Origin of the sequence: Actinomadura graeca (assembly GCF_019175365.1) — a bacterium.
GTDB lineage: Bacteria > Actinomycetota > Actinomycetes > Streptosporangiales > Streptosporangiaceae > Spirillospora > Spirillospora graeca.
The window spans coordinates 3,798,149-3,810,857 of record NZ_CP059572.1 but is presented as its reverse complement, the minus strand read 5'-3'; the positions used below and the strand labels follow the sequence as shown (position 1 = coordinate 3,810,857).

10 protein-coding genes and 1 pseudogene are annotated in these 12,709 nt (G+C 74.1%); all 11 read right to left on the bottom strand.

The annotated features are described in order from the left end of the window. Nucleotides 1-18: 18 nt before the first annotated feature. Nucleotides 19-213: a DUF397 domain-containing protein gene (locus AGRA3207_RS16740; protein ID WP_231335569.1), complete on the bottom strand. Its 195-nt coding sequence runs from the start codon at nucleotides 211-213 to the stop codon at nucleotides 19-21. A 104-nt stretch (nucleotides 214-317) separates the two neighbouring features. Further along, the gene (locus AGRA3207_RS16735; protein ID WP_231335568.1) at nucleotides 318-2,864 is read right to left on the bottom strand and encodes a tetratricopeptide repeat protein; all 2,547 of its coding nucleotides are present in this window, start codon (nucleotides 2,862-2,864) and stop codon (nucleotides 318-320) included. Nucleotides 2,865-3,300: 436 nt separating this feature from the next. Beyond that, complete coding sequence (locus AGRA3207_RS16730; RefSeq protein ID WP_231335567.1) at nucleotides 3,301-3,924, bottom strand: HNH endonuclease family protein; 624 nt, start codon at nucleotides 3,922-3,924, stop codon at nucleotides 3,301-3,303. 157 nt (nucleotides 3,925-4,081) lie between these two features. Then, on the bottom strand, nucleotides 4,082-5,470 hold the full coding sequence (locus AGRA3207_RS16725) for a hypothetical protein (protein ID WP_231335566.1): 1,389 nt from the start codon (nucleotides 5,468-5,470) through the stop codon (nucleotides 4,082-4,084). A 152-nt stretch (nucleotides 5,471-5,622) separates the two neighbouring features. Beyond that, complete coding sequence (locus tag AGRA3207_RS16720; RefSeq protein WP_231335565.1) at nucleotides 5,623-7,344, bottom strand: serine/threonine-protein kinase; 1,722 nt, start codon at nucleotides 7,342-7,344, stop codon at nucleotides 5,623-5,625. 117 nt (nucleotides 7,345-7,461) lie between these two features. Beyond that, nucleotides 7,462-8,127 carry a biliverdin-producing heme oxygenase gene (locus AGRA3207_RS16715; protein WP_231336309.1) on the bottom strand — a complete coding sequence of 222 codons (666 nt, stop codon included), beginning with the start codon at nucleotides 8,125-8,127 and terminating at the stop codon, nucleotides 7,462-7,464. After that, a pseudogene (locus tag AGRA3207_RS16710) lies at nucleotides 8,101-8,382 on the bottom strand (DUF2470 domain-containing protein); the annotation flags it as partial. The gene AGRA3207_RS16715 and the pseudogene AGRA3207_RS16710, both read right to left, overlap by 27 nt. A 12-nt stretch (nucleotides 8,383-8,394) precedes the next feature. Then, nucleotides 8,395-9,546: a hypothetical protein gene (locus AGRA3207_RS16705; protein ID WP_231335564.1), complete on the bottom strand. Its 1,152-nt coding sequence runs from the start codon at nucleotides 9,544-9,546 to the stop codon at nucleotides 8,395-8,397. After that, a complete protein-coding gene (locus AGRA3207_RS16700; RefSeq protein WP_231335563.1) occupies nucleotides 9,543-10,589 on the bottom strand; it encodes a WxL protein peptidoglycan domain-containing protein in 1,047 nt (348 codons plus the stop codon). Before AGRA3207_RS16700 ends, AGRA3207_RS16705 begins: the two co-directional genes overlap by 4 nt. Before the next feature lie 123 nt (nucleotides 10,590-10,712). Then, nucleotides 10,713-11,702, bottom strand: coding sequence for a WxL domain-containing protein (locus tag AGRA3207_RS16695; RefSeq protein ID WP_231335562.1), 990 nt, complete (start codon nucleotides 11,700-11,702; stop codon nucleotides 10,713-10,715). Nucleotides 11,703-11,787: 85 nt separating this feature from the next. Continuing rightward, the gene (locus AGRA3207_RS16690) at nucleotides 11,788-12,639 is read right to left on the bottom strand and encodes a hypothetical protein (RefSeq protein ID WP_231335561.1); all 852 of its coding nucleotides are present in this window, start codon (nucleotides 12,637-12,639) and stop codon (nucleotides 11,788-11,790) included. Between the last annotated feature and the right edge of the window lie 70 nt (nucleotides 12,640-12,709).

The following is a 12,709-nucleotide window of genomic DNA, read 5'->3' as shown; positions in this document are numbered from 1 at the left end:
ACCGGCGGGTGCGCCGCGTCAGCCTTCGGCGCGGAGTCGTTCGAAGAGTTCCCGCAACTGGCTCCGGGTGAAGGCCAGCATGCCGCCGCCGACGTTCCGGGAGTCACGGATGAAGACCATCGTGTCGAGGACGGAGAGCTCCACGCATTCGTCGGCGCCCTGACTCGCCCTGCTCTTTCGCCAGAGCAGGGGCTCCGGGCCGGAGTGGTCCATGCGCGGCCTTCCGTCGACACGCCGACCCGGGTCCGGCCCGGATCGATGTTCCCGAGACGGCCGTCGGGCGTCGGGGTGGTCGGGGTCCAGCGGTCATGTCCATCTTAGGAGGCGTCTGACGGAGTCTCCAGGAGCGGATCGGCGCGACCCCGCCAGCGGGACAGCCCTTCGCGCGTGACGGCGATGGTGGGGTGGCCGGGGCCGAGGATCCTCAGGCGGTCCTCCAGCAGCCGCTCGAACGCCTCCACCGCCCCTGCGGCGTCGCCGTTCTCGCCGGTGAGCCGGGCGAGGTTCGCCCGTGCCGTCAGCGTCCGCGGATGATCGGCCCCGAGGATCCGGAGCTCGTCGTCCAGCAGGGCCTGGAACGCCTCCAGCGCGCCGTTCACATCTCCCGCCTTGCCCGTCCAGAAGGCGAGGTTGTTCCGTGTCGTGAGCGTCTCCACATGGTTCGGGCCCAGGATCCGCAAATGGTCCTCCAGAACGGACGCGAATGCGCGGACGGCGGTGTCCACGTCCCCCGCGCGGCCCTGCCAGCGCGCGAGGTTGCCCCGGGCTGAGAGCACCTCCGGGTGGTCGGCGTCGAAGACCCCGCGCTGGTCCTCCAGCAGTTCCTCGAAGGCCGCGACGGCGTCCGCGTGCTCTCCGGCCTCCCCCTGGTAGCGGGCGAGGTTGCAGCGGGTGGCGAGCGTCTCCGGGGCGGCGGGCCCGAGGATGCGCGTCTGATCGGCGATGAGCTCGCGGAACAGCGACAGGGCCGCGTCCGGCTCTCCCGCCTCGGCGAGGCTCCGGGCGAGGCACCTGCGCGTGGCCAGCGTTTCCGGGTGGTCGGGCCCCATGACGCCGAGTTGCTCTTCGAGGAGCAGCCGCAGCGCGGTGACGGCCTCCCGTGGACGTCCGGCCTCGCTCCTGCACCAGGACAGGTGCCGGGCGGCGATGAGCGTGTCGGGATGGCGCGGCCCGAGCGTGGCGAGAGCCGTCGAAAAGAGGTCCTCCAGGTAGCCGATGGCCGATGAGGAGCCACTGTCGCCCAGGCTCACGCCCATGCGGAACAGCACCGGGTGGGCGCCCTCGTGGAACAGGTCCCGGTGGGCGTGGGAGATCAGGGCCTCGGCGTTCGCGCGCAGCACCGAGGAGAGGTCCCCGTTCCGCTCGGTCTCGGGCCAGACCGCGAGCAGGGCGTCGGCCGCCGCGCGCACCGCCGTCCGTGTGAGGTCGTCCGGCAGCGGTTCGCGGGTGGCCCGCTGGATGAGGCCGTGCACGCGGACCGACCGCTGGCCGGATCGAGGGTCGTGGTCGGCCAGGCTCAGCCGGTGCAGGGTGCGCAGCGTGTCCCGCGCGTCCTCGGGGCTGACAGGAGCGGTGCCCCGGCGCCGCTCCAGGTAGGCGAGGGTGGCCGGGCTGCTCAGCGCGGCGGCGGGGACGCCTCCGGCGTCCAGCATGCTGACCAGTTCGAGCAGGGGCCGCGCCAGCCCGGCGGGGCGGATCCGGTCGGCGCGCTCGACGGACAGCGACCAGGTCGCCGCCACGGTCGCGTGGTGGTCGTCGGGAAGCGCGCCGACGTCCGGGACCAGGTCGAGGAGGGTTCGCCGGCGGTCTCTCAGCCGCTCCCGGTAGGCGGCGCAGTCCAGCTCCGCGTCGATCATGAACGCCGCGGCCTGGGCGAGGGCGAGGGGCAGGTGGCCGAGGTCCCCGGCCAGCCCGTCGATCTGAGCGGGCTCGTCCTCGCGTCCGTGCTGTGCGAGCTTCGCGGTCAGGTAGGCGGACGCCTCGTCGGCGGTGAACAACTCGACCTCCAGCAGTCGGCGGCCCTGACCGGTGAACGCCGCGTCACGGCGGCGGGTGGTGACCACCGTCCGGCCGCGGGACGGATGCGGGGGCCACAAGCCGCGCAGGGACGAGGGCTCCTCTACGTCGTCCAGCACCACCAGCCAGTTCTCCTCGGTCGTCTCGCACCAGGCGAGGAACCTTTCCGCCGCGCGGTCGGGATCGCCCGGACTCGCGTCCGCGAGGGCCACCCCCGCCTGGGCGTAGCCCGCGATCACCGCCTCCCTGGTGATGACCGGGATCCAGACGAGGACGCTGACGCCTCCCGTCCGCCAGGCTTCCCGGGCGAAGTGGGCGGCGATCTGCGTCTTCCCGACACCGCCGGTCCCGGTGAGGACGTGGCATCCGCCCGTGCCGTCTTCGTCGAGCATCCGGACGGCCGAGGGACGCGCCTGGTAGCAGTCGGCCTGCCGGGGGACGACACCGGACCAGAACCGCCGTGCTTCGCTGCCTGACAAGGGCGCCGCCGCCTCGGCCGCTGCTCCGGGACGTGTCCGCCGGCGGCCGCCGCGGTTCGCGTGCCGCTCCTCCCAGGCGGAGGCCCTCAACTCCTCCCACCATCCGGGTGGGCGCGGACCCGGCCCCGGGGGCACCGGCACACGCGCCTGGAGGTAGGAGACGAGGAAGCCCACCGCCCGCGGATCCGAGGGGACGCTGATCCCCGCCATCCAGTCGCTGAGCGAGCTCGGGTTCAGCCGGATCGGGGGCCGCTGCGCCCGGGCCTGGGAGATCAGGATCCGGGGGAGCGGCCGTCCGGCGGCCTCGTAGAGGGCCCGCAGCGCGCTCGCGAACCCGCCCGCCGCGTCGCCGTCGCGCCCGGTCGTCACGCCCGCCTCCGGATCCGGTCCGGACGGCCTCCGAAAGGCTCGCGTGGGGGCATCCCATCAGCCTAGACAGGGGCACCGGCCGCGCACACAGATCGCCGGAAACCGGCCACGGCACGGGAATGGGCGGACACGGCCCGGCGGTGTCGCGCGGGCCCGGTCTTGGGAGTCATCTTGGACGACATGCTCACTCTGGCGCAGGCCCTCTCCGCCGTTCTGGGCGCCGCCGGGTCCGTCTGCTCTGCGGTTATTGGGCTTCTGGGAGGGTTCGGGCGTTCTTCTGGACGGCGGGGCGAGGCGCGGGGGGATTCGCGAGTCTTGTGCGATTCCCCCCGCCCCCGCGGGCGCCGGTCCGGATGCGGCCGGTGCAGGCGGAACCACGGGACCAGGGGCTTCCGGATGCGCCCGCCCCGCCGGGGGAGGGGCCGCTGACCTCGGGTCAGCAGGTCCGCAGCAGTTCGCCCAGCGCGTCCTTCTCGGCCTGGTCGACGGTCAGGCCGTAGCGGTGCTTCACGTCGATCCAGGACCGGGCGTAGGTGCAGTAGAAGGAGGTCAGCGGCGGCTTCCACCGGGCGGGGTCCTTGTCGCCCTTGGCCTGGTTGACGTTGTCGGTGACGGTCCAGAGCTGCGAGCTGTCCAGGTCGTTGGCGAAGCGGCGCCTGCGCTCGGTCGTCCACCGGTCGGCGCCGGAGCGCCATGCCTGGGCGAGCGGGACCATGTGGTCGATGTCGAGGTCGGACGCCTTCGTCCACCGGGCGCCGTCGTAGGGGCTGGTCCACTCGCCCTCGACGGCGGCGCACTGGGCGTCGGTCCGGACGTTCTCGCCATCGCGCTTGAGGACGGTCTCGCGGGTGTTGCACGTCCCGGAGACGGTCGTCCAGTGCGGGAACTTCTGGCGGCTGTAGCCGGTCATGGAGCCCTCCTCGGCGACGATGAGGGCGGCGAGGTGCTCGGCGGCCTCGGTCGCACCGGGAGGCGCGGGCGGGTCCGCGGCGGCCGCCGGGGCGGTGAGGACGGCGCCGAGGGCGGCGGCCGCGGCGATGGGCACGAAGCGGTAGCGCATGCGGGATCTCCCAGGTCAGGGTCATGATCACCGCTAGCTTCGGGTCCGGGGCGCGGGCGCCGGGCACCGACACGGTCGGGCTTCGTGATCACTTGACCCGGCGCTGGGCCCGGGCATGCCAAGATCGCTCAGGTGCGGACCGGCCGGTCCGCGGGTGTCACCTGCGGGGCACGTAGAGGCGGATGTCGTCGATGTAGGCGGAGCCCTCGTAGTAGTTCAGGTGCGGATCGCCGATGATGAAGGAGTCGGGGTAGGCGGAGCCCTTCGGCCAGGAGTGCCCGGTGGTGTACGTCCCGGCGGGGCCCTTGTGGAGGAGCCTGCGGTCGAAGCGGCCGTCGTACTCGCCGGGCGTCTGGTTGTAGTGCCAGATCGGACGGCCGTTCTCCACGAAGTCGTGGTGGACGCGCAGTGTCGTCTGGCCGGTGTGCAGGAACGGGCCGCTCATCTCCAGCGTGTATCCGGTGCGGTCGCGTTCCACGGCGAAGCGGTAGGCGGCCTTGGGCAGGAGATGGGGTTGCAGTTCGGCGCTGGTGAGGTGGCCCTGGAACTTGCCGCCCGGCCCGTAGGGCTTGTCCATGGAGACGTTCCCGCAGGCGGACTTGATGTAGTACTCGTTGCTGATGTTGTTGTTGGCGGCCTCGCGGAACAGGTCGCCGCGCGGGAACAGCGCGTTGACGCCGTTGAAGGTGCCGTCGAAGGTGCGGTAGATCCTGCCCGTCTTCGGGTTGCAGGTCCCGGCGTTCTTCCAGCGTTCGTCGTCGCTGTAGTAGCCGTCCATGATGGCCTTGCGCCGGTAGTGGATGCCGGGGTTGCCGTGGGGCGCGGGCGTCGCGTAGTCGAGGATCGTCATGTAGTAGAAGCCGTTCTCGCGCGTCACGTTCGGGTAGTCGCAACGCGACGCTCCGGGCAGCGCGCCTTGGAACGTCCACGGGAAACGGGTCTTGCAGGGTTCCCTGGTGTAGCCGTTGTGCCTGCCGTTGTAGTCGAAGGTGCCGTGGCGTTTGCCGCCGAACTCGATGCCCCGCAGCGTCATCTCCACGCGGTAGTGGCGCGGCAGCGGGCGGGTGGGGCGGATCAGGACCCCGGCGTCCCAGCTGGGCTCGGACAGCCGTGCGGCCTTCTGGCCGTGGGGGAGACGCGCGGTCGACAGGCCGGGACGCGAGTCGGGACGGCCGTCGCGGTCCTTGTCGACGGCGGCGACCTCGGCGGTCAGCCAGCCCTTGTGCCCGAAGGCGACGCGCTTGCGGAACACGTTGAGGGTGGCGAGCTGCTTGTCGAACAGGGGCCCGCTGATCCTCTTCCACGCCTCGCCGTCGTCGTCGAACGCGTCGACGTGCCAGGGGCTGCGCGGTCCCTGCGGGTCGAGGCGCCACTTGGCCGCGTCGACGCGCAGCGGCTCGTCGAAGCCCTCGTGGTCCAGCAGGATCCAGCCCTTCGGACCGGCCCCGGCGGCGCCGGACGCGGATCCGGCGGGCCAGGCCGCGACGGCGGCCACGGTGGCGGCCGCTCCGGCGGCTGCGACGGCGGCCTTCCAGTTGGTCCTCACGACGTCCCCCTCTGCGTGGAGGCGCGCCGCACTCCGGATCGGCCCGGCCGCGCCTGCGGGACCCTACGGCCGGGGGGCGGCGCGGCACGCGGCGATGCGCCGCCGCACGCGGTGTCTTGGCCGTCGCTTGAAAGATCCTGGACGCGCGGACGTCAGGAGTCGGCGGGGACGGTGCTGATGACCTTGCCCTTGGTGTTCACGGCCAGGTAGCCGCCGTCGTACTCGTCCGTGAAGTAGATCATCATGGTGGGCCGGTCGCCGTTGAACGTCCACGCGGCCCGGACGATGACGTACCTCATCGTCGGCTTCGGCACCTTGAGCGTGCGCGCGGCCCGCTGCATCAGCGCGGGCAGGGCGTCCCAATTGAAGGAGTTGAGGTCCACTTTCGCGTCGCCCGTGGTGATGGCGATGCTCGGGCCCTTGCGGACGGCGGCGTCCGCGCCCTTCTCATAGGTGTAGTTGTCGAAGGCGGCGCGGCGCCCGGCGACGGGGGCGTCGGCGTCCGCGCGCTCCTCGTACACCGTGAACTCGGCGAACCGCCTGCTGCGCGACGCCTCCTCGAACTTCTTGATCACGCCGCGGATGGCGGCGGGCGTCAGCAGCGTCTTGGTCTCGGTGGTGCCGCCGCCACCGCCGCGCGGCCCGCCCGTGCCGCCGGTGCCGCCCGCGGGGGTCGTGCCGTTCGGACGGCCACTGGCCGCCACCCGTCCGGGCACGTCCAGGACCTTCGGCAGGACGACGATGAAGGTCGTCAGGACCGCCGCGACCGCCCCGGCGGCCAGGGTGGCGATCAGGACGGTCGTCAGCGGCGACCGGCGCCGCGGCCGCAGCGCCGGGTCGGTGATCCGGATCGGCGGCGGGAACGCGTTCGGGTTCGTCCCCGGGCCGCCGGGGAACGAGAAGCCGGGCGGTGGCGGCGGCGGGCCCTGCATCGACGGCAGGGACGGGTTCGACGGCAGGGGCGCCGACATCGACCCCGGCACAGGCGTCGGCCCCGGCATGGGCGACGCCGCGCCCTTTCCCGTGGCGGTCCCCGGGCCTGCCGCCGCGGCGGCCTGGGAGAGCAGGTGGTCGAGGTGGTCGCCCGCCGGGCGGGCGGCGGGTTCCCGCACCAGCAGCGCCTGGAGGACGGGCCCCAGCGGCCCGGCGCGGTGCGCCGGGGGGATCGGCGCCGTCATGACCGCGGCCAGCGTCGCGGCCGTGGTGGGGCGGCGCAGCGGGTTGCGGCCCTCCACGGCCACGTACAGCAGCACGCCGAGCGACCACAGGTCCGAGGCCGGGTTGCCCTCGTGCCCGTGCAGCCGCTCGGGCGCGATGTACTCCGGCGAGCCGACGAGCCCGCCGGTGGCGGTGACGCGGGACGCCTCCTCCAGCACCGCGATGCCGAAGTCGGTGAGGACGGGCGTCCCGTCCGTCCGCAGGAGGACGTTCGCGGGCTTGACGTCGCGGTGGCAGATCCCGGCGGCGTGGGCGGCCCGCAGCGCCGCGAGGATCCCGCGCCCTGCGGCGGCGGCCTCGGCGGGCGGCATCGGCCCCTGTTCCAGGCGGTCGTGCAGGGACTCCCCGCGGACGAGCTCCATGACCAGCCATGGGTGCGGCATGTCCGGCGAGTCCACGATGTGGTGGATGGTCACGACGTTGGGGTGGTGGATGCGGGCGAGGGCGCGGGCCTCGCGCATCACCCGCTCCCGCAGCATCGTCACGACGTCCGGGTCGAGCCGGGAGGTCTCGGTGTCGGCGAGCCGCACCTCCTTCAGCGCGACCTCGCGCTCCAGGGCGAGGTCGAACGCGCGCCAGACCGTGCCCATCCCACCGCTGCCGAGCCGTCCCCGCAGCTCGAAGCGGCCGTCGATCACCATCTGCCCTGAGGTCACGGGCGACAGCCTAGAACGATGGCCTGCTGGAATGCCTCATAACCACCCCAACCGGTCTTATGGCGCGCTCCAATCCGAGATTCCCGCGGAGCCCCGGACGGCACCGGAGTCACCGCGTCACGCGGCCGGGTCGATGGGCAGGCGGCGGCCCAGCGCGGTGATCAGCTCCGAGTTCAGCCGGTAGGCGGTCTTCACCTCGGCGATGATGCGCGCGCGCTCCGCCTCGTCCCACGGCGCGGTGTCGAGCAGGACCCGGTACCGGTCCTTCAGCGCCTTCGGCCGTCCCGTGAACTGGTAGAAGCGCAGGCCCTCGCCGTCGTCGAGCCCATAGGCGCCCTTGAGCCGCCGGGCGATGACCTGCCCGCCGGACAGGTCGCCGAGGTAGCGGGTGTAGTGGTGGGCGACGAAGCCCCCCGCCCAGTCGAAGCACACCTCGCGGAGCCGGTCGCAGTAGCGGCGGGTCGCCTCGTCGGCCCGGACGTGCTCGCGCCAGTCCGGCCCGTGGAAGAACTCCAGGTCGGCGTGCAGGGCGTCCAGGCGGCGGAAACCGGCGAAGTCGAACGCGCCGGCGACCTCGTCGTCGCGCATCGCGTCGGCCGCCTGTTCCAGGACGTCGTAGACGAAGGAGAGCTGCCCGACCAGCAGCGCGTACTCGTCCCTGGAGAGCCGCCCCTCGACGAGCGCGTCCATGTAGGGGGAGTGCTCGGTGTCCCGGTGGTCGGGCTGGGTGGCGGTGCGCAACCTGACCGAGAACCGCAGGCCCTCGCGGGCCTTCTCGTACATGCGCACCACCTCGGCGCGCACCTGCGCCCGCTCCGTCAGCCGCTCGCCGAAGGGGATGCGGACCGGCACCGGACGCCCGTCCACCTGGACGGAGAAGTCGATCCCGTCGGCGTCCATCCCGGTCATCACCGCGGCCGTGGCCGCCGGCTGCCCGCCGAGCGCCCGCACGATCAGCACCGAGTCCTCGGCGTGGTCGTCGTTCATGTGGCGGGCTATCGCCGCGACCACCTCGGCGGTGAACGGTTCCTGCTCCATGGCTCTCCTTCTCTAGGCGGACGGGCCGGCGGCGGGCGCCCGCCCCGAACCGACGACCGGGGCGGCGGGAGGCGCGATCTCGTAGCCGGACGGCGGGAGCAGGAGCGCCGGCAGCGGGACGTCGAGGGCGCGGCTGAGCGCCAGCAGCTCGTCGGCGTCGAACCGCCGGGGCGGGACGAAGGTCTCCGCGCGCTCGACGTCGCGGTCCGTCCACGCCGCCCCGGTGAGCGGGGTGAGCGCCTCGGCCAGCGCGGACCTCGACAGGTTGCGCAGCCGCCGCCACTGCCCGACGTTCAGGGCGACGATCTCGTTCATGGCGACGGCGCGCGGCGGCGCGGCGGGCCCGCGTCCGGCGCGGCCGCGGGGACGGCGGAACTCCCTGACGGCGGCGAGGGGTGCCGCGAGCACGATCAGGGCGGGCAGCGCCCACGGGTAGGACGAGGTCCGCGCGGTGAACCGCGCGGGCCGGTCGACGCCGGTCAGCTCCCCGGCGACCGTGTACCGGCCGAACGCGGGGCCCGGCAGCCGGGCGCGCACGGAGAACGTCCGCTCCTGCCCGGGCGCCAGCGTCCCGATCTTCGGCGCGTCCAGGATCCCGGTGGGCTCGGCGCCGCGTCCGGCCGCCAGTGTGAGCGGCGGGTCGGTGACGGGCGCGGCGCCGGTGTTGCGCACGGTGAAGGTGACCGTCCGCGTCGCGGGTCCGCCGAGCCAGGCGGGCCACGGGCCGCCGCCGGTCACCCGGATCCCCGAGACGGCGAGGTCGCGCACGGGCGCGGCGGACACGGCGCGGCGCTGCGCGGACGACAGGGACGGAACGCCCTTGACCGCCAGCGGGACCGTCCGCGCACGCCCCCCGGCGACCGGGCGCACGGAGATCACGCACGGGCAGCCGATCGGCGGCCTGACGACCGTGACCATCGCCGTGCCGCGCCCCTTGGCGTCGACGAACGTGGTCGCCGCCGCCGCGACGGCGCAGTCGGCCGAGCCGCGCGTCCCGCCGTTGCCGCACAGCTCGATCAGCACGTTGCCGGACGGCCACGCCGCCAGGTCCACGGTGACGGTGTCGCCCACGCGCGCCTCGGCGCGGTCGATCTCGACGGCCGGGCCGGGCGCCGCGAGGGAGAGCGGCGGGACGGCCAGCGCCGCCGCCAGCAGCGTCCTCATGCCCTGGCCCTGCGGCGGCGCCGCACCAGGTACGCGGCGAGGACGACGGCGAACACGACCCCCGCGAGCGGCGCCCACGGCGTCGCCCACCACCCGGTGGTCCGGACGGTCGGCCGCGCTCCCGCCGGGGAGCCGCCGGACGGGCCGTCCGCCGCGGCCGCGGGCGTCAGACGCAGCGTCGCGGTCAGCGGACCCGCCGGGTACACGCCGCGGACCCGGTCGGTGAAGGTGTAGACGTTGCCGGGCAGCAGCTCGGGGACCCGCCGCGTGGCCGGGCTGCCGAGGCCCGTGCCGAACGGGCCGCTGACACCGGCCCGCGCGGTCGCGGCGAGCCGCACGTTCCCCGTGTTGCGGATCCGGTAGGTGACGTCCACGTCACCGCCGCCGAACAGGGGCCGGTCGTGCGCGGCCTTCAGGCCCTCCACCCGCAGGGACGAGGTGAGAGCGCCGTCCACCCGCGCGTACACGCGGGCGGCGATCCGGCGGTCGACGTTGACGCGCTGCCCCTGGCCGCCGGTGGTCTGCTCGGTGACGGCGGCGATCACGCCGCCGGAGTGGTCGCCCGGCGTGGCGCCGGGCGGGACGGTCAGCGTGAACGGCAGCCCGGCGGAGCGGCCGGGCGCGACGGTGCGCGCGGGCGCGCCCGCGACGCTGATCCAGGTGCCGACGTCGGTGGCCGTGCGGTCCGCGGCGAGCAGCGCGAACGAGCCGTCCGCGGTGTTGAACGCGTCGGTGGCGTACACGCGGAAGGTCAGCTTCCGCGTGCTCATGTTCGTGACGACCACCTTGTCGCGCACCTGCTGGCCGGGCGAGACCGCGTAGACGAAGAAGTCGCGCCGCGACTGCCCCTTGGCACCGGCGGGCTTGACCGACCAGGCGAACCCGTCCGGCGAGGGCGCGGCGCCACGAGCGGCGCCACGAGGGATGCCCCCGGCGGCGACCGGCGCGGCCCCGGCGTGGGCGGAGGCCGGTACCGGGACGGCCGTGGACGCGGCCAGTGCGGTCACCGCGGCCACGACGGCGGCTCCGCGCTTTGCGTTCATCAGGAAATGACTCCGCGTACTCTCTGCGATTGAAGGGGTGGGGATGCTTCGACCATCCCCACCCCTTCCTTTGCGGCCCCGGCCCGGCGGGCTCGCCTGGCGGCTCGCCCTCAGGTCCCGGGCTTAGGACAGGGTCAGGGTGAGGGTGGCCGTGTAGTCGCCGGGCGCGGTGCCCGCCGGGACGCTGAGGTCCAGTCCGGCGCCGGCCTCGAACACGCCGCCGCTGGATCCGGCGGCCGACGACGCGAGCGTACGGGGCGCCCCGAGGGTGCCCGCCGCGCCGGGGGTGACCGTGCCCTGCGAGCCGTCGTCCACGACACGCGCGGTCGGGGACCAGGCGAGCCCGGCCGCCGGGATCGTCCCGCCCGCCGCGCGGCCGAAGTCGGTGACCTCGCCGACGAGGCTCCAGCCCGCCTGGGTGCCGCGTGCGTCGGTGACGGTCGCGGCGCGTAGCGCGCCGGTGGAGTGCTTGCCGGGCGCCACCGCGCTCAGCTCGGCGCTGTCACCGGCCAGGGCGAGGGTGAGCGCCCCGTTGGCGACCTTGGTGGACAGCTTCTGCTGTCCCGTCCCCGCGGGGGTGCCGGGGCCGGGGCCCGGGCCGGGATTCTCCCCGCCGGTGAACGTGACGGGGGTGAAGCTGTCCTGGCTGCGGTCGGGCAGGCCGTGCGCCGCCATCGTGATGACGTAGCACTGCGTCTTCAGGCAGTCGACCTGCTTGCCGTCGCCGTCGGTGTACGTGGCCTTGATGCCGGTGAAGGTGAGGTCGAAGGTGCCGTCGGCGTTCATGACGGCCTGCCCGGCGCTGGGAGTGGCCCCTTTGTGCACCCACTTGGACGCCTGGTAGGCGTTCGCGTTGGTGGCGTAGTCGGGGCCCTTCGGCCCGAACACGGCGTAGACGCCGAGGCCGTTGTTGGCGTTGGCGTTGAACCCGCTGCCGTGGACGGTGAGGGTCGCGCCCTCGGGGTCGGCCCCGGTCGCGGGGGTGACGGTGGTCGCGGGACCGGCCGCGAGCGCCGGGGCGGCGCCGAGCCCGATCGTGGTCAGCCCGGCGGCGGCGAGCAGGGCCGCGCCGCGGGCGAGCCGCACGGTCGCCCTCGTCTTGCGTCTGGACATCGGTTCCTCTCGAAAACTTAGGTAAGGCTTACCTAAGATCGGGACTGTACAGGAGTGCCGCCGCAGATCAAGAGGGGTGTCCCGGTCATGACGGGTTCCGCCGGTGGGCCCCACGGCGGCGGGCGACGTGCCGGGCGGCCGGCACGGCGAGGACGGCGGCTCCGGTCACGGCCCAGAACGGCCACGGCGATCCGGCCCGCCCGCCGGAGGGCGTCTGCTCGAACGCGCCCGCGGGGGACAGGCCGTCCGGGGACACCGCGCCCGGCGCCGCCACCGCTGAGGGCGCGCCGGACGCGGTGCTGGACGGGCCGCCGGCCGGAGCGGACCCGCCCGCCCCGCCCTGTGCGCCCGTCCCCGACCCGGAGGACGTCCCACCGCCCGTACCGGTGCCGGACGAGCCGCCCGTCCCCGCCCCGCCGCCGGAACCCGTCCCGCCCCCCGATCCGGGGCCGGAGCCCGTGAAGCGGATCGGGGTGGCGGTATCCTGGCTGCGGTCGGGGACGCCGTGCGCCGCCATGGTCATGACGTAGCACTGGGTCTTCAGGCAGTCGACCTTCCTGCCGCTGCCGTCGGTGTACTTGGCCTTCACCGAGAGGCTGACCGAGAAGCCTCCGGAGGAGCTCATCGGCGCCTGCCCGCCGCTTCCGGACGCGCCGCGGTGCACCCATCGGGCCGCGAGGTAGGCGTTGGAGTCGGTCACCCAGTCGGCGCGCCGGGGCCCGAACACGACGTAGACGCCGAAGCCGTTGTTGCGGTCGGCGTCGAAGCCGGAACCACTCACCGTGACCGTCTGCCCGGCGGGGTTCACGCCGGACGTGGGGGACACCCGCACGGCGGCGGCGTGGGCGGGTGTGGCCGCGAGCGCGAACGCGGCGAGGGCGGCGGCCGTGACAGAGGCGGGGATCGCCGCGCGCCGGAGCACCGGGGAGTTAGGCAAGTCTCACCTCTTGAAGTTAGGTAAGCCTAAGCTAATCTACATCCGGGATCCCGGTAAAGCCCCTGGTGGG

Bases quoted from the DNA above. Each gene is read 5' to 3' on its own strand.
- AGRA3207_RS16740 (WP_231335569.1), bottom strand. From the start codon at position 213: ATGGACCACTCCGGCCCGGAGCCCCTGCTCTGGCGAAAGAGCAGGGCG.
- AGRA3207_RS16730 (WP_231335567.1), bottom strand. From the start codon at position 3,924: ATGCGCTACCGCTTCGTGCCCATCGCCGCGGCCGCCGCCCTCGGCGCC.
- AGRA3207_RS16715 (WP_231336309.1), bottom strand. From the start codon at position 8,127: ATGTACGAGAAGGCCCGCGAGGGCCTGCGGTTCTCGGTCAGGTTGCGC.
- AGRA3207_RS16705 (WP_231335564.1), bottom strand. From the start codon at position 9,546: ATGAGGACGCTGCTGGCGGCGGCGCTGGCCGTCCCGCCGCTCTCCCTC.
- AGRA3207_RS16700 (WP_231335563.1), bottom strand. From the start codon at position 10,589: ATGAACGCAAAGCGCGGAGCCGCCGTCGTGGCCGCGGTGACCGCACTG.
- AGRA3207_RS16695 (WP_231335562.1), bottom strand. From the start codon at position 11,702: ATGTCCAGACGCAAGACGAGGGCGACCGTGCGGCTCGCCCGCGGCGCG.